The sequence below is a fragment of the Bacillus sp. GW821-FHT01G09 genome (genome assembly GCF_059422205.1).
This window is the reverse complement of record NZ_JBWKWL010000001.1, coordinates 419,860-445,365: the sequence shown is the minus strand read 5'-3', so window position 1 is coordinate 445,365 and position 25,506 is coordinate 419,860. Positions and strand designations below refer to the sequence as shown.

Here is a 25,506-nt window from a genome sequence, read left to right as displayed (position 1 = left end):
CAAATACAAACAAAATTCGACAAAGTTCACTGAATTTTCACAAAAGATTTATGTTTCAGCAGGAATTGTAAAGGGTAAAAGAGAAATAGATACATATCCTTAATAAAAGGGAGGCGTTCTTTGATGAACTATAACATCAGAGGAGAAAATATTGAAGTGACACCCGCGTTAAAGGATCATGTCGAGAGGAAGATCGGCAAGCTGGAGCGCTATTTTGACCATAGTGTGGATGCCGATGTGAACGTCAACTTGAAGTTTTACAATGACAAGGAGTCTAAGGTTGAGGTTACGATTCCGATGACAGATCTGGCGCTTCGGTCCGAGGTGCATAACGAGGATATGTACAACGCAATTGATCTCGCAACAAACAAACTGGAACGTCAAATCCGTAAGCATAAAACGAAAGTAAACCGTAAATTCCGTGAGCAGGGCTCTCCAAAATATTTATTGGCAAACGGCCTTGGCTCTGATACAGATATTGCGGTTCAGGATGACATAGAAGAGGAGGAGAGCTTGGACATTGTCCGTCAGAAACGCTTTAATTTAAAGCCGATGGATAGTGAAGAAGCGATCTTGCAAATGAATATGCTTGGCCATAATTTCTTTGTTTTCACAAATGCGGAAACAAACCTTACAAATGTCGTGTACCGCAGAAATGACGGGAAATATGGCTTAATTGAACCGACTGAATAATGAAGAGAAGCCTTCCGTGATGTTCGCGGAAGGTTTTTGTTTTTCTTATTTGCAAATTCTTTGGAAATAACAAAAGGTATGATATGATAATGAGAGGTATACATGGACTAGTAAATTATTTATACATGCCTTTAAAATAGGCATGTGATGATAGAGGAGCGTTATAAATGCTTGGAATTTTAAATAAAATGTTTGATCCAACAAAACGTACGCTGAATAGATACGAAAAAATTGCTAACGATATTGATGCGATTCGCGGAGACTATGAAAATCTCTCTGACGACGCGTTGAAACATAAAACAATTGAATTTAAAGAGCGCCTTGAAAAAGGGGCGACAACGGATGATCTTCTTGTTGAAGCTTTCGCTGTTGTTCGAGAAGCTTCACGCCGCGTAACAGGCATGTTTCCGTTTAAAGTCCAGCTCATGGGGGGCGTGGCGCTTCATGACGGAAATATCGCGGAAATGAAAACAGGGGAAGGGAAAACATTAACGTCTACTCTGCCTGTTTATTTAAATGCGTTAACAGGTAAAGGCGTACACATCGTGACTGTCAACGAATACTTGGCAAGCCGTGACGCTGAGCAAATGGGGAAAATTTTTGAGTTTCTCGGTTTGACTGTCGGCTTGAATTTAAACTCAATGTCAAAAGACGAAAAACGGGAAGCTTATGCCGCTGATATTACTTACTCCACAAACAACGAGCTTGGCTTCGACTATTTGCGTGACAATATGGTTCTTTATAAAGAGCAGATGGTTCAGCGCCCGCTTCATTTTGCGGTAATTGATGAAGTTGACTCTATTTTAATTGATGAAGCGAGAACACCGCTTATCATTTCTGGACAAGCTGCAAAATCCACTAAGCTGTACGTACAGGCAAATGCTTTTGTCCGTACGTTAAAAGCGGAGAAGGATTACACGTACGATATCAAAACAAAAGCTGTACAGCTTACTGAAGAAGGAATGACGAAGGCGGAAAAAGCGTTCGGCATCGATAACCTCTTTGATGTGAAGCATGTCGCGCTCAACCACCATATCAACCAGGCCTTAAAAGCTCACGTTGCGATGCAAAAGGACGTTGACTATGTAGTGGAAGACGGACAGGTTGTTATTGTTGATTCCTTCACGGGACGTCTGATGAAAGGCCGCCGCTACAGTGAGGGGCTTCACCAAGCGATTGAAGCAAAGGAAGGGCTTGAGATTCAAAACGAAAGCATGACCTTGGCGACGATTACGTTCCAAAACTACTTCCGAATGTACGAAAAACTTGCCGGTATGACGGGTACAGCTAAGACAGAGGAAGAAGAATTCCGCAACATCTACAACATGCAGGTTGTCACGATCCCTACCAACAGGCCTGTTGTCCGTGATGACCGTCCGGATTTAATTTACCGCACGATGGAAGGAAAGTTTAAGGCAGTTGCGGAGGATGTCGCACAGCGTTACATGACGGGACAGCCTGTTCTAGTCGGTACGGTTGCCGTTGAAACATCTGAATTGATTTCTAAGCTGCTTAAAAACAAAGGAATTCCGCATCAAGTGTTAAATGCCAAAAACCATGAACGTGAAGCGCAGATCATTGAAGAGGCCGGCCAAAAAGGCGCAGTTACGATTGCGACTAACATGGCGGGGCGCGGAACGGACATTAAGCTTGGCGAAGGTGTAAAAGAGCTTGGCGGACTCGCTGTAGTCGGAACAGAACGACATGAATCACGCCGGATTGACAATCAGCTTCGAGGTCGTTCCGGACGTCAGGGAGACCCGGGGATCACTCAATTTTATCTTTCTATGGAAGATGAATTGATGCGCAGATTCGGAGCTGAGCGGACAATGGCGATGCTGGACCGCTTCGGCATGGACGACTCTACTCCAATCCAAAGTAAAATGGTATCTCGCGCGGTTGAATCGTCTCAAAAACGCGTCGAAGGCAATAACTTCGATTCGCGTAAACAGCTTCTGCAATATGATGATGTTCTCCGCCAGCAGCGTGAGGTCATTTATAAGCAGCGCTTTGAAGTCATTGACTCTGAAAACCTGCGTGAAATCGTTGAAAATATGATCAAGTCTTCTCTCGAACGCGCAATTGCAGCCTATACGCCAAGAGAAGAGCTTCCTGAGGAGTGGAAGCTTGACGGTCTAGTTGATCTTATCAACACAACTTATCTTGATGAAGGTGCGCTTGAGAAGAGCGATATCTTCGGCAAAGAACCGGATGAAATGCTTGAGCTCATTATGGATCGCATCATCACAAAATATAATGAGAAGGAAGAGCAATTCGGCAAAGAGCAAATGCGCGAATTCGAAAAAGTTATCGTTCTTCGTGCCGTTGATTCTAAATGGATGGATCATATTGATGCGATGGATCAGCTCCGCCAAGGGATTCACCTTCGTGCTTACGCGCAGACGAACCCGCTTCGTGAGTATCAAATGGAAGGTTTTGCGATGTTTGAGCATATGATTGAATCAATTGAGGACGAAGTCGCAAAATTTGTGATGAAAGCTGAGATTGAAAACAATCTGGAGCGTGAAGAGGTTGTACAAGGCCAAACAACAGCTCATCAGCCGCAAGAAGGCGACGATAACAAAAAAGCAAAGAAAGCACCGGTTCGCAAAGTGGTTGATATCGGCCGAAATGCCCCATGCCACTGCGGAAGCGGGAAAAAATATAAAAATTGCTGCGGCCGTACTGAATAGTTCGCCCCGGCAAGTTTACTGACCGCGGCGCCTGCAGGCGCCTGCGGATCTTTTAATGAGGTGAATGAAATGGAATTATCAGAAATCAGAGCAGAGCTCGAAAATATGGCTTCTCGTTTAGCGGACTTTAGGGGGTCTCTTTGACCTCGAATCAAAGGAGGCCCGCATTGCTGAGCTAGATGAACAAATGGCTGATCCGGAATTCTGGAATGATCAGCAAAAAGCTCAAACGGTTATAAATGAAGCAAACGGTTTAAAGGATTATGTCAATTCGTATAAAAAATTGAATGAATCCCACGAAGAATTGCAAATGACTCATGATCTTTTGAAAGAAGAGCCGGACACTGATCTCCAGCTTGAGCTTGAAAAAGAACTAAAATCATTAACAAAAGAGTTCAATGAGTTTGAGCTTCAGCTTCTTCTCAGCGAGCCGTATGATAAAAATAACGCGATTTTAGAACTGCACCCTGGTGCTGGCGGTACAGAGTCACAGGACTGGGGCTCTATGCTTCTTAGAATGTATACAAGATGGGGAGAGCGCCGCGGCTTTAAAGTAGAAACTCTCGATTACCTTCCAGGTGATGAGGCGGGAATCAAATCAGTGACATTGCTCATCAAAGGACACAACGCTTACGGGTATCTCAAAGCAGAAAAAGGTGTTCATCGTCTTGTGCGGATCTCACCATTTGATTCATCAGGCCGCCGCCACACATCTTTCGTTTCATGTGAAGTCATGCCTGAATTTAACGATGAAATTGATATTGATATTCGTACGGAGGATATTAAAGTTGACACGTACCGTGCAAGCGGCGCGGGCGGACAGCACGTCAATACGACGGATTCAGCCGTTCGGATTACTCACTTGCCGACGAACGTAGTTGTGACATGCCAAACGGAGCGCTCACAAATTAAAAACCGTGAAAGAGCCATGAAAATGCTGAAGGCCAAGCTGTATCAGCGCAGAATTGAAGAGCAGCAGGCAGAGCTGGATGAAATTCGCGGTGAACAAAAAGAAATCGGCTGGGGCAGCCAAATCCGTTCTTATGTATTCCATCCGTATTCCATGGTAAAAGACCATCGGACTAATACAGAAATGGGGAACGTTCAAGCTGTAATGGATGGTGACATTGATACGTTTATTGATGCCTACCTGCGATCTAAGCTTTCATAAGCTGAAAAACACACCTGATGCATACGGGTGTGTTTTTTTTATTCCTTATATCCTTGATTTCACTGCTGCTTTAGCATATTACCACTTTATTTGGGTGTTATTTACATCTAATCAGGGAAGGATTAAAATGCTATCGGAGAGCATTGGAAGAAACGGAGGATATATGATGGACGTACGGAATAAAACATTGTGGATTTTGCGGGATTATGTATACATATTGTTAGGAGCAGCGATTACGGCCGTGTCCTTTAATGTATTTTTGCTTCCGAACAAGATTGCCGCCGGCGGTGTCAGCGGGATCAGTACGATTTTACAATCATATGGTTTTGAAGCAGCGTATGTACAGTGGATTATTAATATCCCTTTATTTATTGCTGGCGTCATTTTGCTCGGCGGGAAATTTGGACTAAAGACGCTTGCAGGTTCTGTGTTTTTGCCGCTAGTAGTGTTTCTGACAAGGGATATTCAGCCAGCCACTCATCATGAACTCTTGGCGGCGATTTTTGGCGGTGTCGGGATAGGTATCGGAATTGGTATTGTGTACTTAGGGAAAGGGTCGACGGGAGGAACAGCCTTGGCTGCACAGATCATTCATAAGTACTCCGGTCTGTCATTGGGGAAGTGTCTCGCCATCATTGACGGAATGATTGTTGTTACGGCTATGATCGTATTTAATATTGAGCAAGGCTTATATGCCATGCTTGGCGTCTATGTGTCCAGCAAAACCATTGATGTTGTGCAAGTCGGCTTTAATCGTTCAAAAATGGCGCTCATCATTACAAAGCAGGAGCAGGCTGTCAAGGAGGCTGTCTTACAGAAGATTGACAGAGGCGTGACAAAAATTTCTGCAGTCGGCGGATATACTGACGATGACCGTCCGATTTTAATGTGCGTGGTTGGGCAAACTGAATTCACCAAATTGAAACAAATCGTCAAACAGATTGATGAGTCAGCTTTTGTAATTGTAGCAGACGCGAGCGAGGTGCTGGGCGAGGGTTTCAAACGCGCTTAAACGAGGTTATAATATGGAAGAGATCGTAAAGGAGTTGTGCTTCTCAACATGAAATCAAAGTTATCGATACTAATGATTGGATTTGCGCTTTCTGTTCTGTTGGCTGCCTGCGGATCAAACGATGCAAAAGAAGAGAAGAAAGACACTGGCAGCAAGACGGAAGCCACTGCATCTGAAGGGGAAGAATTATATCAGCAAAGCTGCGTAGGCTGCCACGGCAAGGATTTAGAAGGTGTGTCAGGGCCTAATCTCCAAGAGGTCGGAGGCAAATACGACGAACACAAAATTGAAAGCATTATTAAAAACGGCCGCGGCAATATGCCAAAGGGGCTTGTAGATGATAACGAAGCCGCTGTTATTGCCAAATGGCTGTCAGAAAAAAAGTAAGATAAAAACATCCTTGCCGAGTGCCGGCAAGGATGTTTTTATGCCTTGACAATATGAATGAAAAGAAACTGTAATAGTATTATGTCTAAATTTGACGTATAATGAAGTGTATTGAAAAAGGGAACTTTCAGATTTTTCATCTTTTTACAAATGAATGGGTCATAAATTGTCGAATGCATTCGAAGAGTATGACCGTGTGATAGATAAAATGATATAAAAGATTAGGTGATTTCATGATAGAGATGAAGGAAGTATATAAAGCCTATCCGAACGGCGTAAAAGCGCTCAATGGGATTTCTGTTACCATTCATCCCGGTGAGTTTGTGTATGTTGTTGGTCCGAGCGGAGCGGGTAAATCTACTTTTATTAAAATGATTTACAGAGAAGAAAAACCGACAAAAGGACAAATTTTAATCAATCATAAAGATCTCGCGACAATTAAAGAAAAAGAGATTCCTTTCGTGCGCCGCAAAATAGGCGTTGTCTTTCAGGATTTCAAGCTTCTTCCGAAACTTACTGTTTTTGAAAATGTGGCATTTGCCCTTGAAGTGATTGGAGAACAGCCTTCTGTCATTAAGAAACGGGTGCTTGAAGTGCTTGATCTCGTGCAGCTGAAGCATAAAGCGCGACAATTTCCTGACCAGCTTTCAGGCGGGGAGCAGCAGCGTGTATCTATTGCCAGATCAATTGTGAACAACCCTGATGTTGTCATTGCTGATGAACCGACAGGAAACCTTGATCCGGATACGTCTTGGGAAGTCATGAAGACGCTGGAGGAAATTAACAACCGCGGGACAACAGTCGTGATGGCGACACATAATAAAGAAATCGTAAACACCATGAAGAAACGTGTCATTGCAATCGAAGATGGTATCATTGTGCGTGATGAGTCAAGAGGGGAGTATGGTTCATATGATTAAAATTCTCGGGCGCCACTTGCGTGAGAGTTTTAAATCTCTCGGGAGAAACACATGGATGACATTTGCATCCATTAGTGCTGTAACCGTTACGCTGATTTTAGTCGGCGTGTTTTTAGTGATTATGCTGAATTTGAATAACATGGCCACGAATGCAGAAAAACAAGTCGAAATCAAAGTGCTGATTGATCTGACTGCAGATCAGAAGGCACAGGACAAGCTTCAGAACGATATTAAGGAACTGAAGGGCATTCAGAGTGTCACTTTTTCATCTAAAGAAAAAGAGCTTGACCAGCTGGTTGACAGTTTTGGTGACAGCGGAAAATCCCTGACAATGAAGGATCAGGAAAACCCGCTTAATGATGCGTTTGTCGTCAAAACGACAGATCCGCATGATACGCCGAACGTGGCGAAAAAGATCGAAAAAATGGATCATGTTTATAAAGTCACTTATGGAAAAGAAGAGGTTAGCCGTTTGTTTAAAGTGGTCGGCGTTTCCCGCAACATCGGAATCGCGTTAATTATCGGCCTGGTATTTACGGCGATGTTCTTAATTTCCAACACCATTAAAATTACAATTTTCGCAAGAAGAAAAGAAATTGAAATCATGAAGCTTGTCGGTGCGACAAACTGGTTTATCCGCTGGCCGTTTTTCCTTGAAGGATTGCTGCTAGGCGTATTCGGTTCTGTGATTCCGATTGCACTGGTGCTGAGCACTTACCAATACGTCATCGGATGGGTCGTTCCAAAGGTTCAAGGATCATTTGTCTCTCTTCTTCCTTATAATCCATTTGTATTCCAAGTTTCGCTAGTTCTGATTGCAATCGGCGCAGTAATTGGAGTATGGGGAAGTCTGACTTCCATCCGCAAGTTTCTGCGAGTATAAAGTGAAAAAGCCGTCCCGCTTTCGGGACGGCTTTTCATTTGCCTTCTTTTTCTTCTATGATTACATGAAATCTCCATCCTTTACATATACTATCTCTAGGTTTTGGTAAAGACAGTCTGGCATACAGGAGGAGTAAAGGATGAATCAAAAAATAATGGCTGTGATAGCAGCAGGGAGCATGCTGTTCGGAGGCGCCGGTGTATATGCGGGAATCAACCTGCTTGAGATGGATAAGCCCCAGACTGCAGCAGTTCCCGCGACGGCACAAGCTGACTCTGAACGGGATAAAGCTATGGACAAAATCGAAAAAGCGTATGAGTTAATTTCGAATGAGTACGTAGAAAAAGTAGATAGAGAAAAGCTGCTCGAGGGAGCCATCCAGGGAATGCTGTCTACGCTAAATGATCCTTATTCTGTTTACATGGACAAGCAGACAGCTAAGCAATTTTCTGATTCTCTTGATTCCTCATTTGAAGGCATCGGGGCTGAGGTTGGCATGGAAAACGGCAAAATTATTATTGTTTCCCCATTCAAGAAATCGCCAGCGGAAAAAGCCGGGTTGAAGCCTAATGATGAAATTATCAGCATCAATGGAGAATCGATGGCCGGCAAGGATTTAAACCACGCTGTGTTAAAAATAAGAGGAAAAAAAGGGTCCAGCGTTTCAATGAGGATTCAGCGGCCTGGAACGAAGAAGCAGCTGTCATTCCGGATCAAGAGAGCTGAGATTCCGCTCGAAACGGTTTTTGCATCAGAGAAAAAAATACAGGGGCATTCTGTCGGATATATTGCCATCTCTACTTTTTCTGAGCACACCGCAGAGGATTTTGCAAAAGCGCTGAGGGAGCTTGAGAAAAAAGAAATAGAAGGACTTGTCATTGATGTACGCGGCAACCCGGGCGGATATCTTCAAAGTGTGGAAGAAATTCTTAAGCATTTTGTTACAAAGGATCAGCCGTATATTCAGATTGCTGAACGCAATGGGGATAAAAAACGTTATTTTTCAACATTGACCCATAAAAAAGCGTACCCTGTCAATGTGATTACGGATAAAGGAAGTGCCTCTGCATCAGAAATTCTTGCCGGCGCATTAAAGGAAGCTGGCCATTATGATGTTGTAGGCGATACGTCTTTTGGAAAGGGAACGGTTCAACAGGCTGTGCCAATGGGGGACGGCAGCAACATCAAATTAACGCTTTACAAGTGGCTGACGCCAAATGGAAACTGGATTCATAAGAAAGGAATTGAACCGACCATTGCGATTAAGCAGCCTGATTATTTTTCCGCCGGGCCCTTACAGCTGAAAGAGCCGCTTAAAGTGGACATGAACAATGAAGACGTCAAGCATGCGCAGGTATTGTTAAAAGGTCTCAGCTTTGATCCGGGACGTGAGGATGGCTATTTCAGCAAAGACATGAAAAAAGCGGTTATGGCTTTTCAGGATCAAAACAAGCTGAATAAAACCGGTGTGATCGACACTCGCACTGCAGAGACATTAAATCAGCAGATAGAAAAGAAAAAATCAGATGAAAAAAATGATTTGCAGCTTCAAACAGCATTGAAATCATTATTTGTCAATTAAAGGAGATGGTATTCCATCTCCTGTTTCTTTGTACTTAAAGAGATTATGGATCATAAGTCACATAAAAAATGAGTTTTTGACAAGAAATTAAAAAAATTTTCACAAATAAACATTTATAAAGGACTGTTATTACCCGATATCAATATATGAGAGAGACTTTCTAACGAGTTAATATGCATTTAAAATGAAACTTTTGCAAGTTGCCTAGTCTTTGTTTACTTCATACAATATAAGAAGGTTCTAAAAAGAACAGTAATCAGGTTAATGGCAGCTGAACGACAGGTATTTAAAGAGTAACGTTAGCGAGAATGCTTGTTAGCACTCCAGTACTGCTGCTTATACTGGCCCGTGCTTATCTGTATAAAGAAAATGGGGGTTCACAATTGAAGAGGGCAAGTATTGTGCGTGAAAAAAAATATTATGAATTAGTGGAACAATTAAAAGACAGAACACAAGACGTAACATTTTCAGCTACAAAAGCACTAAGTCTTCTTATGCTGTTCAGCAGATATTTGGTCAATTACACCAATGTCGAATCAGTAAATGACATTAATGAGGAATGCGCCAAACATTATTTTAACTACTTAATGAAAAACCATAAGCGATTAGGAATTAATCTGACAGATATAAAAAGGTCGATGCATCTAATCAGCGGGTTATTGGATGTGGATGTAAACCACTATTTAAAGGATTTTTCACTATCGAATGTCACGCTGTGGATGACGCAAGAGAGATAAACTCTCCTGAGGATATCCAAGCCATTTAATATTTGATAGAATATGAGTAACATGTTTGGCTTGAGGCGGTGAGAGATAGTGTCTGTTCAATGGGGAATTGAACTGTTAAAAAGCGCGGGCTTGTTCTTCTTACACCCGCTTTTCTGGTTTTTTATCATCATAACCCTGGCTTTCGGCTATGTAAGAATCAAACGGGAACGAAAAACCTTTCATACAAGAATAGCAGATATTTATGATGATCTGAAATTTACATATACAAAGGGACTGATTCCAGGTCTTCTTTTGTCAGTTATTTTAGGTGGACTCGGAATATCGATTCCTCTCGGTTTACTTGCGATTATTGCCGTTATCACTGCAGCGGCAGCGTTCACTCTTCGCGCAAACTGGATGTCTGCTGCATATATCGTCAGTGTGAGTATGCTGATAGGTTTTGGACTGCAAATATATCAGGCGGAGCCCTTTCTAGAGAGATTTCCGCAAGGATTTGCAGTTGTTTGGCCGGCTGTGGCTGTGTTTCTAGGTTTGCTGATTATCACTGAAGGAGCGGTTGCTTATCGTTCTGCGCATGTGAGAACATCACCGGCACTTGTCGTAAGCAGCCGCGGTTTGCCGATCGGACAGCAGCTGGCAAACCGGGTTTGGCTTTTGCCGCTGTTCCTTCTCGTGCCCGGTAATGGTTTAGAATCGCACCTTAGCTGGTGGCCCGTGTTTACTGTTCCCGGCGGCTCATTCCATTTTCTATGGATTCCTTACTTTGTCGGATTTGGACAAAGGGTACAGGGATCGCTGCCTGAAACGAGTATAAGGATCACAGCGAAACGCGTTTGTATTCTCGGTCTTGCCGTCGCAGTTCTCGGGGCAGCGAGCTTACTGTGGACGCCGCTTGCGGGTGCAGCGGTCTGTACTGCTTTGTTAGGGCGTATTTTTCTGTCCATAAAGCAAAGAGTGAATGATAACGCGGCTCCGTTTTATTTCTCGAAAAGGGATCAGGGCTTAATGGTGCTTGGGATTATCCCCAATACGCCGGCTGAGGATCTGGAATTGAAAATCGGGGAAATCATAACGAAAGTCAATGGCATACCGGTTAAGAACGTTTCTGATTTCTATGAAGCGCTCCAGCATAACCGTGCATATGTGAAGCTTGAAATTATCGGTTTGAATGGAGAAATCCGTTTTGACCAGCGAGCTTCTTATGAAGGAGAACATCATGAATTGGGCATCCTCTTCGTAAAGGATGACCGTGAAGACGAAGCAGCCGCTTCTGGATCATAAAAGGCAGCCCGGCACCGCAGGAAGATGCGATGCCGGGCTGTTTTGTGTTACGCTGAGTTTTTTTCTATCCGTGCCGTTTCATCAGATTTGATGCCCAATGAAACAAAAACGCCGATGATGGATACAGCAAAGAGAATTACAAATAGGATGTGATATCCCGAAATCAGGCCAATTAAGGCTGATGAAATGATGCTTCCGAAATAACGGAAGGTCGAGAAAATCCCAGATGCCACTCCTGACATACCGGGGTCTACTGTGGCAAGGGATGAAACCTGCATGCTGGTCAGGCCGACTCCGGAAGCGAGCCCGCCAAGGATAAGAGAGAGCATGAGGAACAAGACAGAATGCGAGCTGCTTAACAGCAAAAATAATAGATTCGCACCAGCCATCATGGCAAATGAAAGAAAAATGATTTTTTTGGCTCCCCATTTGTGATGGAGCTGCGCGCCCACCCAGTTGCTGGCTGACATGAAGATCGAAAATACAGAAAGCGCCATCCCGCTGTTAGACGTATTAAGCCCAAATTGGTTCGTCATAAATAACGGCATAATCAATAAGACGGCATACATCATCAAATTGCTTAACAAGACTGATAGATTCGCATTTGTAAAGGTTGAGCTTTTAAACAGTGCAAAGTCAATGATGGGATGCTGGGTACGTTTTTCTCTTCTGAAAAAAAGCGGAACAAAAAGAAGTATCAATACACTGTATACCGCATATCCCCATGGAGCCTCATTTTTCGTCAGCAGGATAATTGAAACGATGCTGCCTGCAAGCAAGAGAGAGCCGATGATATCCAGCGGCGCGTCAGATTTATTTTCTTTATATTGAGGAAACATCGTTAATGCCGTAAATAAAGCAATGGCGAGGAACGGGATGTTGACCCAAAAAATCGAATGCCAGCTGAAGCTGTCAATCAGTATAGAGCCGATAAAAGGCCCGAGTGCTGCACCAAGTCCCGCGCCCAGTCCGAAAAATCCAAACACTTTCGGTAGGCGTTTTTCGAAAACAACATGCCGAATAATGGCAATGCTGTTTGGCGTAAGCAATGCCCCGCCGACAGCCTGCAATGCCCGAAAGACAATTAACAGGAGCAGACTCGGTGAAAGGGCGCAGCCTAGAGATGCGATTAGAAAAAGGCCGACTCCCCATAAGTACATTGTTTTATTGCCGTACATGTCACCGAGCTTTCCTGCAATCGGCTGTGTGACTGCCATCACGATTAAATAAACGGTAACCACCCAAGTGATGCTTGCGATGGACTCGTTATACGTATGGGAAATAGATGAGAGCGCGACCGCGATCATCGTTGAGTTAATGGGAACCAGAATGGCCCCCAATAATAGCGAGACGATCAGCGCCCATTCTTTTCTTGAGCTCATTGGGATCCTCCTTTTTATTATGCCAAGGAGTTAATCAGCAGAAATTCCTTTGACAAATAGAGCTGTGCTGTGCTCCAGCATTTTTTCCTGGGGCATTGATATGACCCGGTCTCCTAAGTGGAGACGGTGAATGAAATAACCGAAGATAATCGACATGAACACGTCGGAATTCTCCGCTTCATTTCCTGTCTGAATAACCCCTTTCTCACCCATCGTTTTGAGATAATCAACCAATAGCTGTTTCATAGATTGGGGATATTCAGTGACGTGGTTAATGACATCCTGAAACATGGCCGGTTCACGAAAGCTGATTTTAATGATATCTTTTCTATGTTCGAGCTCCTCCAAGAGACAGGTTCCGATATGAAGCAGGTCTTTGTACAAATCCCCTTCTGTTTGTTCCAAAATGCTGCCTCTGTTTGAAGAATGCTGAGAAAGCAAAGCCTCAACTAGTCCTTGTTTGTTTTTAAAGTTCCTGAAAATCGTCGCTTCACTTACATTTGCTTTTTCTGCAATTTCTTTTGTAGTCGTTGCGCGATATCCTTTTTTGACGAGCAGCTGCATGGCAGCATCAAGGATTCTCTTGTTTGTCGGTCTCAATACGTTTCACCTCACGAATATACTGGCAGGACAAGTATACACCCGCCCCGCTTGTATAAGAAAGAGGGGGACGCATCAGGACCGGCTGACAACTGTGATTTTGCCGCTGCTTCCGTCAACAGTGATGATGTCACCGTCTCGCAGTCTTTCGGTTGCCGTGCGTGTGCCGAGAACGGCTGGAATGCCGTATTCACGGGCAATAATCGCAGCATGAGACAAAATGCCGCCTGTGTCTGTAATTATCGCTTTGGCGTCTTGAAACAGGCTGGTCCATAGCGGTGTGGTCATCTTGCAAACGAGTACGTCCCCAGGCGCGAATTGAGAAAATTCATTGGCGTCCCGAATGATTTTCACCGGACCTGTCGCAATGCCGCTTGATGCCGCAATGCCAAAAATATGATTCTCTGTGTTTTTTTCATCCTCTATCACAGCGCCGACAATTTCTTCAGCAGCTTTGAGCTGTTCTTTTGTCGGGGTGCCGAGGTAGGCCGGGGCTTGGGCTAGCTCATACTCATGAAAAATCTGTCTGCGTTTTTCAGCCTTTTCTTGCAGGGATACAGGGTGAAGAAGCGCTTGTTCCACTTCGTCATCATATAAGAACCAAAGGTCCTCCCGATCTTGAATGACACCGTTTTCCGCCAGCAATTCACCTATCTTCAGCAGAAAGATTCTCGCCTTGGCATCCAGCATGGCGTCAATATAAAAGTGGTGATCATCTTTTATATTTGCAGAATTCAGTGTCCATTGATAATAGCGATCAAATTCGGTGCGTAAACCGGGATCTTCTATGTTTTCCAAGAATTCATTGTATAATTTCTCTCGTTTTTCTTTCGTTTTCTGAAATTCATTGTCAAAATGATAGCCATTACGGACATAATTTTGAATATTGGCCAGAGCGAAATACGGATTTTCCACCCAGATTTGTTCAATCAGATCATGACTTTTAACAGATCTCCATCCGTATTCTTGCAAGAATTCATGGACGTTCTTCAGGAAGTGTCTTCCCTCATCTGTTTGTTCCAATTTCTCCTGGAGCTGTTCAGGCTTGTTGTTTTCAAAAATGGCCAGAAGGTTCGGGTTCTCCTGAACTTCCACAGAAAATAGCCATAAGCAACGGTCCGTTTCCAGTGATTTGTTCATTTTTCCTGTCAGCATCTCGTAAAAATGAGCGTTTTCGGACTCTCCTTGAATGTCCTGATACATCGCTTGCAGTTTGTTTGTTAAAAGGATTTGCGGGAAAACGATATTGAAGTGCTCTTCATAAGCCGTGAGATAAAAGGCCTTTAGTTTTTGAAAAGCATCCAGTGCGCTTTCTGCGGTATGCTCAGTTTGTGCGAGCTGGTCCAGTGTCCGGTAAAAAGGGAGGTATGTGTGATTGATGATGTCATACATATGCTCCGATAAAATCGGGAAAAGCTCTTTGCCGCAGTCTTCAGAAGGAGGCTGCTGTCCGCCTTGGTTTTTGGAATAAATATGTCCGCGATAAAGTTTTACTTCATCAACAACTACACCAATCGGAAACTTTTGCATGCTCTTCTTCAAGCCATATTCCAACGCAGGCACGATGAAGGATGAAAATAACGGACTCACCGGACCTTCAATATTAGACTCCATGTTAAGCCAGAAATCATTCATATCAGTGTCGGTAATCATGAAGCTGCGTTTTTCTTCTGCCGCCTTTTTGTCCTGATCAATGGTTGTAATCGGACGAGCTTGCAGAAGGTATATTTGATGATCAGCAATTCCAAATTCTATATCGACAGGATATCCGTACAGGTCTTCGGTTTTTTTTGTGATTTCAGCCAATTCAATCACTTGTTCATCTGTAAGGCAAAAACGGCTGCGCATGTCTTCACTCGTTTCTTTTTCAGCAATTCCTTCTGCCGCAGACTCCATGTAGATTTCCTTTGCACCTATTTCTTTCTGAATCTCAAACGAAGATTTATTAACAATGAACGTGTCTGGGGTAACACTTCCTGAAACAACAGCTTCACCCAGCCCGTAGCTGGCGCTTATTAAAAGCTCTCTATCATCATGGGTAACAGGATTGCGGCTGAAGATAACACCTGACATTTCTGAATCGATCAGCCCCTGAACGACTATTCCCATTAACGGCTCTGCGATTTGATTGTTCATTTTTTTCTTATAGCTGCTGACCCGCCCAGAAAAAAATGAGGCCCAGCATTCTTTCACTTTAGCCAGAAACTCTTCCTCTGTTTTGATATTTAAGTAGGTTTCATATTGACCCGCGAATGAGGCGCCTTCTAAATCTTCCGAGGCAGACGAAGAACGCACGGCTACGGATCGATATGATTCTCTAAGCTTATAAAAGGAACTAGTCAGCTCATTTTTCAGCTCATCCGAAAATGTTCCGGAAATGATCCCGCTTTCGACGTTTTCGCTAGTCTCTTGAAGCTGGTTGTCCTCCATAAAACGTGCGAGCGCATTCGTTTGAATAATAAACCCGTCCGGAACAGGAAGACCGTGTTTGGTCAATTTAATCAAATTCATTCCTTTTGCTCCAGCCAGCTGGCTGGACTCTTCTGCCTGGCGAAATAAAACAGAATACATATTTGAAACCCCTCTTTTCTTCATTCATTTTGTTTTTCTCTCTAGTCTTTTTATTGCGGAGCCTGTGTTTAAAAAAATGATAGTAAACACTATCATTCAATTGTAGGTTTTCAGGAAAATGCTGTCAAACGCAGAAAGTCCTAAATAAAATGAATAGTTAAGTTGGTTATATTATCCTGAAAAATGCGGCCGTACTGGTACTGTATGCCTATTTTCTTTTATTCTCGGAATCTGGCGGCGGACTTGATGATGTAATAAAAAAAGTGCCGCTGATTAGAACAGCGGCACCATGGAATAAGTTTTGACCGGCACCAAAATGCAAATATGGTGATTGATTTTGGCTGAAAAGGGGTATGGTGTAGTAGAGGGAGCGAATGCACGATTGTCCGATTCTTCATTTTTTACTATAATCAGATCAGATGAAGAATCCCTGAGGAGGGTTTTTGTTGATTACAAAAGCCGTTTTTGCATTGTTTTTCCCTTTTATGCTTGTTGTTCTATTTACTAGAGTCACCTTTAATCATTATGTGGCGATCGCTTTAACAGCTGCATTGCTGTTTGCCTCTTATTTAAAAGGCTATACAGAAACGTATTTTATTGTAGGATTGGATGTTGTGTCTCTTGTGGCTGGGGGACTGTATATGGCCAAAAAAGCTGCAGAGAAAAAAGAAGAATAAATCGGACATAATGAATATAAAGACTGAATACCTGCTTTTACGATTTAAAAGCAGGTTTTTTATACACAAAAACAGCTGGAAATAAAAAACCACCGAACTTTAGTTCGTATTTTTAGTGATTTTGCTTTCCATTGTGTTACTATATCTATAGGAAGATTTCGTTAAAGAAACGGAGGCTTATTTTTGTGAAAGATCGCTTTGAGTTAGTCTCGAAATATCAGCCCCAGGGAGATCAGCCGAAAGCCATTGAAAAGCTTGTGAAAGGAATTCAGGAGGGCAAGAAGCATCAGACTCTGCTGGGTGCGACAGGAACTGGGAAAACATTTACGGTGTCTAATTTGATTAAAGAAGTCAATAAGCCGACTCTCGTGATTGCCCATAACAAAACCCTTGCTGGACAGCTTTACAGTGAGTTCAAGGAATTTTTTCCGAACAATGCTGTCGAGTATTTTGTCAGCTACTATGATTATTATCAGCCGGAGGCGTATGTGCCTCAAACGGATACATTTATAGAGAAAGACGCTAGTATTAATGATGAAATTGATAAACTGAGACACTCCGCCACATCAGCTTTGTTTGAGCGCAGAGATGTCATTATTATTGCGAGTGTGTCTTGTATATACGGCCTCGGTTCGCCTGAGGAATACCGGGAAATGGTCGTGTCACTGCGGACTGAAATGGAAATTGAGCGCAACGAGCTGCTCAGAAAACTTGTAGACATCCAATATGCCCGCAACGATATCGACTTTCAGCGCGGTACATTTCGTGTGCGCGGGGATGTAGTGGAAATCTTTCCGGCATCCCGTGATGAGCATTGTGTCAGAGTTGAATTTTTCGGTGACGAAATCGAACGGATTCGGGAAGTAGATGCGCTGACAGGAGAAATTCTCGGCGACCGAGATCATGTTGCGATTTTCCCGGCATCCCACTTCGTAACGCGGGCCGAGAAAATGGAGAAGGCGATTCAAAATATCGAGAGGGAGCTTGAGGAGCAGCTGAAGGTCATGCATGAAAACGGAAAGCTCCTTGAAGCGCAGCGTTTAGAGCAGCGGACAAGATATGATCTTGAAATGATGCGTGAAATGGGTTTCTGCTCCGGCATCGAGAACTATTCAAGACATTTGACTCTGCGGCCTCCAGGTTCAACGCCGTATACGCTTCTTGATTATTTCCCAGACGATTTTATGATCGTGGTGGATGAGTCGCATGTGACAATTCCTCAGGTGCGCGGCATGTTTAACGGAGACCAGGCGCGGAAACAGGTGCTCGTGGATCACGGCTTCCGGCTTCCATCAGCGCTTGATAACCGTCCGCTTCGTTTTGAGGAATTTGAAAAGCATATGCACAATATCGTGTATGTATCAGCAACACCAGGGCCGTACGAGATTGAACATACAGATGAAATGGTCGAACAGATTATTCGTCCGACGGGGCTTCTTGACCCGCTTATTGACGTCCGTCCAATCGAAGGTCAGATTGACGACTTGATCGGCGAAATTCAAGCAAGAATCGAGCGGAATGAACGGGTGCTTGTGACAACTTTGACGAAGAAGATGTCAGAGGATCTGACCGATTATTTAAAGGAAATCGGCATTAAAGTAAACTATCTGCATTCTGAGATCAAGACGCTTGAACGGATTGAAATTATCCGCGACCTGCGCCTTGGCAAGTACGATGTGCTTGTCGGCATCAACCTGCTGAGGGAAGGTTTGGACATTCCCGAAGTATCCCTTGTTGCGATTTTGGATGCGGATAAGGAAGGTTTCCTTCGTTCGGAGCGGTCGCTGATCCAGACCATCGGACGGGCAGCGAGAAATGCGGAAGGCCGCGTCATTATGTACGCCGATAAAATAACGAAGTCTATGGAAATTGCAATTAATGAAACAAAACGCCGCCGCGAGCAGCAGGAGCGGTTTAACGAAGAGCACGGCATTACGCCGAAAACGATAAATAAAGAAATTCGCGATGTCATTCGTGCCACAGTAGCAGCTGAGGATAAAGCGGAATACAAAACAAAAGCCGCGCCGAAGCTGTCGAAAATGACGAAGAAAGAACGCCAGAAAGTCGTTGAACAGATGGAGCATGAAATGAAGGAAGCCGCCAAGGCGCTTGACTTTGAAAGAGCCGCGGAGCTTCGCGATTTACTTTTAGAGCTAAAAGCGGAAGGATGATGAACAAATGGCTATGGATCGGATAGAGGTGAAGGGAGCCAGGGCGCATAACCTGAAAAATATAGATGTAACGATTCCGAGAGATCAGCTTGTCGTTGTCACGGGTTTGTCCGGATCAGGTAAATCCTCCCTTGCCTTTGACACGATATATGCTGAAGGACAGAGACGGTATGTCGAGTCGCTGTCTGCTTATGCCCGCCAGTTTTTAGGGCAAATGGATAAGCCGGATGTGGATGCAATTGAGGGGCTCTCTCCCGCCATCAGCATTGATCAGAAAACAACGAGCCGCAATCCGAGGTCTACTGTCGGTACGGTAACTGAGATTTATGATTATCTGCGTCTTTTATATGCGAGAGTAGGGAAGCCTCATTGTCCGGAGCACGGAATTGAGATTACATCCCAGACCATCGAGCAAATGGTGGACAGAATTCTGGAATACCCGGAACGGACGAAGCTTCAGGTGCTGGCGCCGATTGTCTCGGGCCGAAAAGGCGCTCATGTCAAAGTGCTTGAACAGATTAGAAAACAAGGCTATGTCAGAGTCAGAATTGACGGCGAGATGGCTGAGCTTTCTGACGATATCGAATTAGAAAAGAACAAGAAGCATTCCATTGAGGTTGTCATTGACCGGATTGTGGTGAAAGAAGGCGTGGCAGCCCGGCTGTCAGATTCATTGGAAACGGCGCTCCGTTTAGGTGAAGGACGGGTTATGATCGATGTCATCGGTAAGGAAGAGCTGATGTTCAGCGAGCATCATGCCTGTCCGCATTGCGGATTTTCAATTGGTGAGCTTGAGCCGCGTCTGTTTTCGTTTAACAGTCCGTTCGGGGCGTGTCCGACGTGTGACGGTCTCGGAATGAAGCTTGAAGTGGATGCCGATCTTGTCATCCCCAATCAAGATTTGTCATTGAAGGAGAATGCGGTCGCCCCTTGGACACCGATCAGCTCACAATATTATCCTCAGCTGCTTGAGGCAGTCTGCACCCACTACGGGATTGATATGGATGTGCCGGTCAAAGATTTGCCGAAGCATCAACTGGATAAAGTGCTGTACGGCAGCGGAGATGACCTGATTTATTTCCGATATGAAAATGATTTTGGACAAATCCGCGAAGGTGAAATTCAATTTGAAGGCGTATTGCGCAACATTGAAAGACGCTATAAGGAGACAGGCTCCGATTTCATCCGTGAGCAAATGGAGCAGTATATGTCTCAGAAATCTTGTCCGACGTGCAAAGGCTATCGGTTAAAGAAAGAGGCGCTTGCCGTACTGATTGACGGCCGCCACATTGGAAAAATTACCGAGCTGTCTGTCGCCGACGCACTTGCCTTCTTTAAAGATCTCACCCTTTCTGAGAAGGATATGCAGATCGCCAATTTGATTTTGCGCGAAATTGTGGAGCGCTTAAGCTTTCTGGACAAAGTCGGCCTCGATTACCTGACATTGAGCAGGGCAGCGGGTACATTGTCCGGGGGAGAGGCACAGCGCATCAGGCTGGCGACTCAAATTGGCTCGCGTTTATCCGGTGTGCTTTATATTTTAGATGAGCCGTCTATCGGTCTGCATCAGCGTGATAACGACCGCTTGATCAGCGCTCTGAAAAATATGAGAGACCTCGGGAACACGCTGATTGTTGTCGAACATGATGAGGACACGATGATGGCAGCAGATTATTTAATAGATATTGGACCGGGAGCCGGCATTCACGGCGGACAGGTGATATCTGCGGGTACGCCGGAAGAAGTGATGGAAGATCCAAACTCATTAACGGGCAGCTATTTATCAGGGAAAAAGTTTATCCCATTGCCTCCTGAAAGAAGAAAGCCGGACGGACGTTACATTGAAATTAAAGGTGCTTCAGAAAACAACCTGAAAAAAGTGAATGCCAAGTTCCCGCTTGGGACGTTTACAGCAGTTACAGGTGTTTCCGGTTCAGGAAAGAGTACACTCGTTAATGAAATTTTGCATAAGGCGCTGGCGCAAAAGCTTCATAAAGCGAAAGCGAAGCCTGGCAGCCATAAAGAGATTAAAGGTTTGGATCATTTAGACAAAGTCATTGACATTGACCAGGCGCCAATTGGAAGAACGCCGAGATCCAACCCTGCGACATACACCGGTGTATTTGATGACATTCGTGATGTATTCGCGCAGACAAATGAAGCGAAGGTCCGCGGCTATAAAAAAGGCCGTTTCAGCTTCAACGTGAAGGGCGGACGATGTGAAGCCTGCCGCGGAGACGGGATTATTAAAATTGAAATGCACTTCCTTCCTGACGTATACGTTCCATGCGAGGTGTGTCACGGCAAACGCTATAACCGTGAAACGCTTGAAGTGACGTACAAAGGAAAAAGCATCTCTGATGTGCTTGATATGACGGTTGAAGATGCTCTTTCTTTCTTTGAAAATATCCCGAAAATCAAACGCAAGCTCCAAACCCTTTATGATGTTGGTTTAGGTTATATTACGCTCGGCCAGCCGGCGACGACCTTGTCAGGCGGAGAAGCGCAGCGCGTGAAGCTCGCGTCAGAGCTGCACAAACGCTCGACCGGACGCACGCTCTACATTTTAGATGAGCCAACGACAGGTTTGCATGTCGACGATATCGCCAGGCTTCTTGTCGTGCTGCAACGGTTGGTAGACAACGGAGACACTGTACTTGTTATTGAGCACAACCTTGATATCATTAAGACAGCCGATTACATTGTGGATCTGGGCCCGGAAGGCGGAGCCGGGGGCGGAACCATTGTCGCGTCTGGAACGCCTGAGGAAATCACTGAAGTTGAAGAATCGTATACAGGCCGTTATTTAAAGCCTGTAATCGAACGTGACAAAACACGCATGAAATCGCTCTTGAAAGCAAAAGAAACAGCTACATCTTAAAACCCTCTGTTAAGAGGGGACAGCTTGTCAGCTAGTCCATCCTTGGGCTTAGCAGGCAAGCTTTTTCTTTACGGCATAATAGGTTTAGAATCGTCTTTGGGTAAAATTTCTTTGGGAAAACGCCTAAACATTTACAAATTGCTGTCGATATATGAATTGAAAGGCGGATGATGATTTCCAAATTAAGCAGACAAACCCTATTAAGGGGCTTAAAGGCATCCTTAATCAATAACTGAATTTACATAGGTTAGAAGCTTTATTGGAATCTGATACGCCAGAAATCAAAGAAAAGGAAGTCTTTGATTTCAAAAACATATACACATGGAGGTATTTTTCACATGAGAATCAACCACAATATTGCAGCGCTTAACACATTAAACCGTTTGTCTTCAAACAACAGCGCGAGCTCAAAAAACATGGAGAAACTTTCTTCAGGTCTTCGCATCAACCGTGCGGGAGATGACGCAGCGGGTCTTGCGATTTCTGAAAAAATGAGAGGACAAATCAGAGGTCTTGAAATGGCTTCTAAAAACTCTCAAGACGGAATTTCTCTTATCCAAACAGCTGAGGGTGCATTGACTGAAACCCATGCAATCCTTCAACGTATGCGTGAACTTACTGTTCAAGCAGGAAACACAGGTACACAGCAAACTGAAGATTTAACTGCAATTAAAGATGAAATGGATGCTTTAACTGAAGAGATCGATGGAATTTCTCAACGTACTGAATTTAACGGAAAAAAACTTTTAGACGGTAGTGAAACAGCAGGATTTACATTCCAAATTGGTGCAAATGCTGGCCAAAATATTAATGTTACAATTGGCAACATGGATGCAACAACTTTAGGAGTAAAAGGTATCGATGTTTCAGCAGATGATTTTAGTTTTGACACTGAGATTGTTAAAATCGATAGTGCAATTACAAGTGTTTCAAACCAACGTGCTAAACTTGGTGCGGTACAAAACCGTCTAGAGCACACAATCAACAACCTTGGTGCTTCTTCTGAAAACTTGACAGCTGCTGAGTCTCGTATCCGTGACGTTGACATGGCGAAAGAAATGAGCGATTTCACAAAGAACAACATTCTTTCTCAAGCTTCTCAAGCGATGCTTGCTCAAGCAAACCAACAGCCGCAAAACGTGCTTCAATTGTTACGTTAATTTTGAACGGCTATCTCTTTCTGATAGTTACAGCTTGCCGACAGAGTCCATTAACTGGATGTGCCGGCAGGCTTTTTTTGTTACAATCATTTTGTGACAGCCAGGGAATCACTTGTTTTTTCAAAACAAAAAAGGCAAGATATTGTCATCTAACCTTTAGCTTTGTTTCAGTTATAATGAATGATATGTTTTCCGCAATTATAAAGTCTTCTTATACAGCTGCTTACTTACACTCATTAAATCTTGAACAATATGCGTGTTGCTGCTGTCGAGCAGCACTTTTATATATTGGATATCGTGAGAGATCGGGAAGGGTCCGTGAATCTGCTCAAGCTCGGCGATCATTTCACGATTCATTCTTTTTTGTTCATGAATCAGCTTTAACACTGATTCTTGTGTTACTGTATAGTCACTGGGATCTTTCTCCATTGCTTGTCCAGCCTCCTTGGTTGCCGTAAGCTTTTTACATATTGTAATCGGTATAGCCGGAAGATTCTACTTCTAAAACTTTTTAAAATCCAATTTCCGTAAATCGGAGCATGTCTAAAGAATGAATTTGAAACCTGAAGAGATTTTAAACGTATAAATAAGTAAAACGTCCCTGATCTTTTGTCATGGACAATTCACAATAGGAGTGTGGAATGAATTGAACCGTAATCAAGCTATTATTGCATCACTTTGTTATTTCAGTGTGTTTATTGCGCCAATCATTGTGCCGATTGTCGCTTATTTTGTTGTAAATGAGAAAGAAACAAAACGCCATGCGATACGCTCTCTTATTTCTCACATAGTTCCGTTTGTCGGCTGGCTGTTCCTTTTTATTGCTTTACTTGGCGGAGCCGTTGCGATTGATGGAGACAGCTTGCTTCCTGTATTTGTAATCATTGGGGGAGCGGTTATTTATTTCTTGGTTGTCATTGGCATTATCATTTGGAATGTGATTCAGGGCATTAAGGTCCTGCGTGCAGCATAAGTAGACAATGGGGAGGAGATCGTAATGATGCAAGAAAAGGAACGAATCCTTAAGCTTGTTGAGGAAGGAAAGCTTACAGCACAAGAAGCTTTGACACTGATTGAAAAGCTTGACAGCGACTACAAGGAAAAAGAAGAGAAAATCACAGCGCTCTCAGTTCACGTTCATGACGAGGAAGAGCCATTTACAACGGCAAAAAAAGAAAGCGGCAAGCCGTCTTTAGGAGCCAAGCTGTTTGACTGGATTGATTCTGCTGTGAAAAAGGTCAAGGAAGTTGACCTTGATTTAAACTTTGGCCATGCGTATGATGTTCAGCACATTTTTCAATTTAAAGATACTGACTTTTCCAGTGTTGAGCTGCAAATTGCGAATGGCAGCGTGAATATCGTCCCTTGGGAAGATGACGATATCAGAGCGGAATGCCAGGCGAAGGTATATCGCGCTGACAGCCAGGATGCGGCGAGACACGCATTTCTTCAGCATATTGAATGTGAAATCAAAGGAAATAAATTTTTTATCCGTACTGAGAAAAAGACGATGAAAACGAATGTCACTTTGTATATTCCTCAGAAGGAGTATGATAAGATTCGGGTGAAGCTGTTTAACGGTCCGGTCAGAGGGGAACATTTACATGTAAAAGAGTTCTCAGCGAAAACGACAAACGGCGTGCTGTCGTTCTCGCACTTAACAGCCGAAAAAGCCATAGCTGAAACGGCCAACGGGCAAATTAAACTCGCCAGCCACAGCTGCGGAACGATAGAAGCGGAAACCATTAACGGATTGATCGATCTCCGAGGGAAAAGCGAATCCATTGACGTTCAAAGCTTTAACGGAAATATTGCGATTAACGTAACAGAATCAGACTGCCGCTCCATTTATGCAAAAACAACGACTGGAAGTGTGGAGCTTGCGATTCCGGACGATCTCGCAGTGAAGGCAGAGCTGAAAAGCAATCTTGGTTCGCTGTCCCATGAATTAATGGATGTTGAGATGCTGAAGGAAAAAAATGATACCATTCAAAAAGAAATGATGTTCACTTCAAATCAGGCACATGATCAAAACATCACCGTCTTCTCAGAATCACTAACAGGCGCCATCAAACTAAAGTACTCACAGAGGTGATCGAATGAATAAGCTTTATCGCTCAGAAAAAAATAAGAAAATCGCCGGTGTTATCGGAGGTCTCGCGGAATATTTCAATTGGGACGCATCACTCCTCAGAGTCATAACTGTCATCTTAGCCATTATGACAAGTGTCTTGCCGGTTTTGCTCATTTATATCATTTGGATTTTTATCGTCCCGTCAGAAAGGGATATGAAATAACATGGTAAAATGGGCAGTCAGCATTTTAGTCAATGCATTGTTATTAATCGTCATTGATGGATATATTGACTCCATCCATATCAGCAGCATTGGGGCAGCGATTATCGCCAGCCTCATTTTATCGATCTTAAACGTGCTGATTAAACCGCTTTTAATTATCTTTACACTGCCGGTCACCATGGTGACGCTTGGACTCTTCTTGTTTGTGATTAACGCCATCACGCTTATGATGACCGCGTCCATTATGGGTGACAGCTTTCAAATCGACGGCTTCGGCACAGCGATATGGGCATCCGTTATCCTGTCGGTCTTCCATTTGCTGATTCAAAAAGGCATTTTAGAGCCGCTTAGAAAAAAATAAAAAAAAGCTGCCCGCAAAGGCAGCTTTTTTACATGTTCTGCAGCCTCCTTAAAAAA

At 43.7% G+C, this 25,506-nt stretch carries 22 protein-coding genes; 18 read left to right on the top strand and 4 right to left on the bottom strand.

Annotation, left to right across the window (positions count from 1 at the left end; translation table 11 throughout):
• The first annotated feature begins 123 nt into the window (after positions 1 to 123).
• The 10 genes from hpf to minJ all read left to right on the top strand — a co-directional run bounded on the left by hpf (position 124) and on the right by minJ (position 11,350).
• Positions 124 to 693 (top strand): ribosome hibernation promotion factor, encoded by a 570-nt coding sequence (gene hpf, locus AC07VD_RS02205; RefSeq protein WP_003228031.1) that lies wholly within the window; start codon positions 124 to 126, stop codon positions 691 to 693.
• A gap of 167 nt (positions 694 to 860) precedes the next feature.
• A complete protein-coding gene (gene secA, locus AC07VD_RS02200; protein ID WP_024571530.1) occupies positions 861 to 3,386 on the top strand; it encodes a preprotein translocase subunit SecA in 2,526 nt (841 codons plus the stop codon).
• Between the two features lie 69 nt (positions 3,387 to 3,455).
• A protein-coding gene (prfB, locus tag AC07VD_RS02195; RefSeq protein ID WP_010886623.1) for a peptide chain release factor 2 occupies positions 3,456 to 4,557 on the top strand; the annotation gives its coding sequence in 2 pieces (ribosomal slippage) (positions 3,456 to 3,527 and positions 3,529 to 4,557; 1,101 coding nt in all).
• A gap of 166 nt (positions 4,558 to 4,723) precedes the next feature.
• Positions 4,724 to 5,569, top strand: coding sequence for a YitT family protein (locus AC07VD_RS02190; protein WP_015483762.1), 846 nt, complete (start codon positions 4,724 to 4,726; stop codon positions 5,567 to 5,569).
• A gap of 48 nt (positions 5,570 to 5,617) precedes the next feature.
• Positions 5,618 to 5,956, top strand: a complete 339-nt coding sequence (gene cccB, locus AC07VD_RS02185; protein ID WP_494721567.1) for a cytochrome c551 — start codon at positions 5,618 to 5,620, stop codon at positions 5,954 to 5,956.
• Between the two features lie 233 nt (positions 5,957 to 6,189).
• The gene (gene ftsE / locus AC07VD_RS02180; RefSeq protein ID WP_003228039.1) at positions 6,190 to 6,876 is read left to right on the top strand and encodes a cell division ATP-binding protein FtsE; all 687 of its coding nucleotides are present in this window, start codon (positions 6,190 to 6,192) and stop codon (positions 6,874 to 6,876) included.
• A complete protein-coding gene (ftsX, locus tag AC07VD_RS02175) occupies positions 6,869 to 7,759 on the top strand; it encodes a permease-like cell division protein FtsX (protein WP_009968247.1) in 891 nt (296 codons plus the stop codon). Before ftsE ends, ftsX begins: the two co-directional genes overlap by 8 nt.
• A gap of 139 nt (positions 7,760 to 7,898) precedes the next feature.
• The gene (ctpB, locus tag AC07VD_RS02170) at positions 7,899 to 9,341 is read left to right on the top strand and encodes a carboxy-terminal processing protease CtpB (protein WP_024571531.1); all 1,443 of its coding nucleotides are present in this window, start codon (positions 7,899 to 7,901) and stop codon (positions 9,339 to 9,341) included.
• A 383-nt stretch (positions 9,342 to 9,724) separates the two neighbouring features.
• The gene (gene swrA / locus AC07VD_RS02165; protein ID WP_015251121.1) at positions 9,725 to 10,078 is read left to right on the top strand and encodes a swarming motility protein SwrAA; all 354 of its coding nucleotides are present in this window, start codon (positions 9,725 to 9,727) and stop codon (positions 10,076 to 10,078) included.
• A gap of 78 nt (positions 10,079 to 10,156) precedes the next feature.
• Positions 10,157 to 11,350, top strand: coding sequence for a cell division topological determinant MinJ (minJ, locus tag AC07VD_RS02160; protein WP_003228042.1), 1,194 nt, complete (start codon positions 10,157 to 10,159; stop codon positions 11,348 to 11,350).
• 47 nt (positions 11,351 to 11,397) lie between these two features.
• On the opposite strand, the gene AC07VD_RS02155 is transcribed toward minJ, so the two are convergent.
• The 3 genes from AC07VD_RS02155 to AC07VD_RS02145 form a co-directional block, all read right to left on the bottom strand.
• Positions 11,398 to 12,732, bottom strand: coding sequence for an MFS transporter (locus AC07VD_RS02155; protein ID WP_494721568.1), 1,335 nt, complete (start codon positions 12,730 to 12,732; stop codon positions 11,398 to 11,400).
• Positions 12,733 to 12,762: 30 nt separating this feature from the next.
• Entirely contained in the window at positions 12,763 to 13,332 is a 570-nt protein-coding gene (locus tag AC07VD_RS02150; RefSeq protein WP_017695297.1) for a TetR/AcrR family transcriptional regulator, read from the bottom strand.
• 75 nt (positions 13,333 to 13,407) lie between these two features.
• Positions 13,408 to 15,903: a PEP/pyruvate-binding domain-containing protein gene (locus AC07VD_RS02145; protein ID WP_130572907.1), complete on the bottom strand. Its 2,496-nt coding sequence runs from the start codon at positions 15,901 to 15,903 to the stop codon at positions 13,408 to 13,410.
• Positions 15,904 to 16,349: 446 nt separating this feature from the next.
• Here AC07VD_RS02145 and AC07VD_RS02140 point away from each other — a divergent pair, with 446 nt between their 5' ends.
• The 4 genes from AC07VD_RS02140 (at position 16,350) to hag (ending at position 22,792) form a co-directional block, all read left to right on the top strand.
• The gene (locus AC07VD_RS02140) at positions 16,350 to 16,580 is read left to right on the top strand and encodes a CsbA family protein (protein WP_003228053.1); all 231 of its coding nucleotides are present in this window, start codon (positions 16,350 to 16,352) and stop codon (positions 16,578 to 16,580) included.
• Between the two features lie 185 nt (positions 16,581 to 16,765).
• Complete coding sequence (gene uvrB, locus AC07VD_RS02135; RefSeq protein ID WP_130572906.1) at positions 16,766 to 18,751, top strand: excinuclease ABC subunit UvrB; 1,986 nt, start codon at positions 16,766 to 16,768, stop codon at positions 18,749 to 18,751.
• A gap of 7 nt (positions 18,752 to 18,758) precedes the next feature.
• Positions 18,759 to 21,632 carry an excinuclease ABC subunit UvrA gene (gene uvrA, locus AC07VD_RS02130; RefSeq protein WP_167560499.1) on the top strand — a complete coding sequence of 958 codons (2,874 nt, stop codon included), beginning with the start codon at positions 18,759 to 18,761 and terminating at the stop codon, positions 21,630 to 21,632.
• 338 nt (positions 21,633 to 21,970) lie between these two features.
• Positions 21,971 to 22,792 carry a flagellin Hag gene (hag, locus tag AC07VD_RS02125; RefSeq protein WP_029318328.1) on the top strand — a complete coding sequence of 274 codons (822 nt, stop codon included), beginning with the start codon at positions 21,971 to 21,973 and terminating at the stop codon, positions 22,790 to 22,792.
• 198 nt (positions 22,793 to 22,990) lie between these two features.
• Here the strand turns inward: hag and AC07VD_RS02120 are convergent, their stop codons facing one another.
• Positions 22,991 to 23,221, bottom strand: a complete 231-nt coding sequence (locus tag AC07VD_RS02120; RefSeq protein ID WP_003235419.1) for a hypothetical protein — start codon at positions 23,219 to 23,221, stop codon at positions 22,991 to 22,993.
• A 217-nt stretch (positions 23,222 to 23,438) separates the two neighbouring features.
• Between AC07VD_RS02120 and yvlA the strand changes: the two genes are divergently transcribed.
• From yvlA to AC07VD_RS02100, 4 genes are read left to right on the top strand one after another with little or no spacing between them, the layout of a single operon-like run.
• Positions 23,439 to 23,765 (top strand): protein YvlA, encoded by a 327-nt coding sequence (gene yvlA, locus AC07VD_RS02115; RefSeq protein ID WP_003244375.1) that lies wholly within the window; start codon positions 23,439 to 23,441, stop codon positions 23,763 to 23,765.
• Positions 23,766 to 23,789: 24 nt separating this feature from the next.
• Positions 23,790 to 24,887 carry a DUF4097 family beta strand repeat-containing protein gene (locus AC07VD_RS02110; protein ID WP_014481027.1) on the top strand — a complete coding sequence of 366 codons (1,098 nt, stop codon included), beginning with the start codon at positions 23,790 to 23,792 and terminating at the stop codon, positions 24,885 to 24,887.
• Positions 24,888 to 24,891: 4 nt separating this feature from the next.
• Positions 24,892 to 25,089, top strand: a complete 198-nt coding sequence (locus AC07VD_RS02105) for a PspC domain-containing protein (protein ID WP_003228065.1) — start codon at positions 24,892 to 24,894, stop codon at positions 25,087 to 25,089.
• A gap of 1 nt (position 25,090) precedes the next feature.
• On the top strand, positions 25,091 to 25,450 hold the full coding sequence (locus AC07VD_RS02100; protein WP_003228066.1) for a phage holin family protein: 360 nt from the start codon (positions 25,091 to 25,093) through the stop codon (positions 25,448 to 25,450).
• Positions 25,451 to 25,506 lie beyond the last annotated feature (56 nt).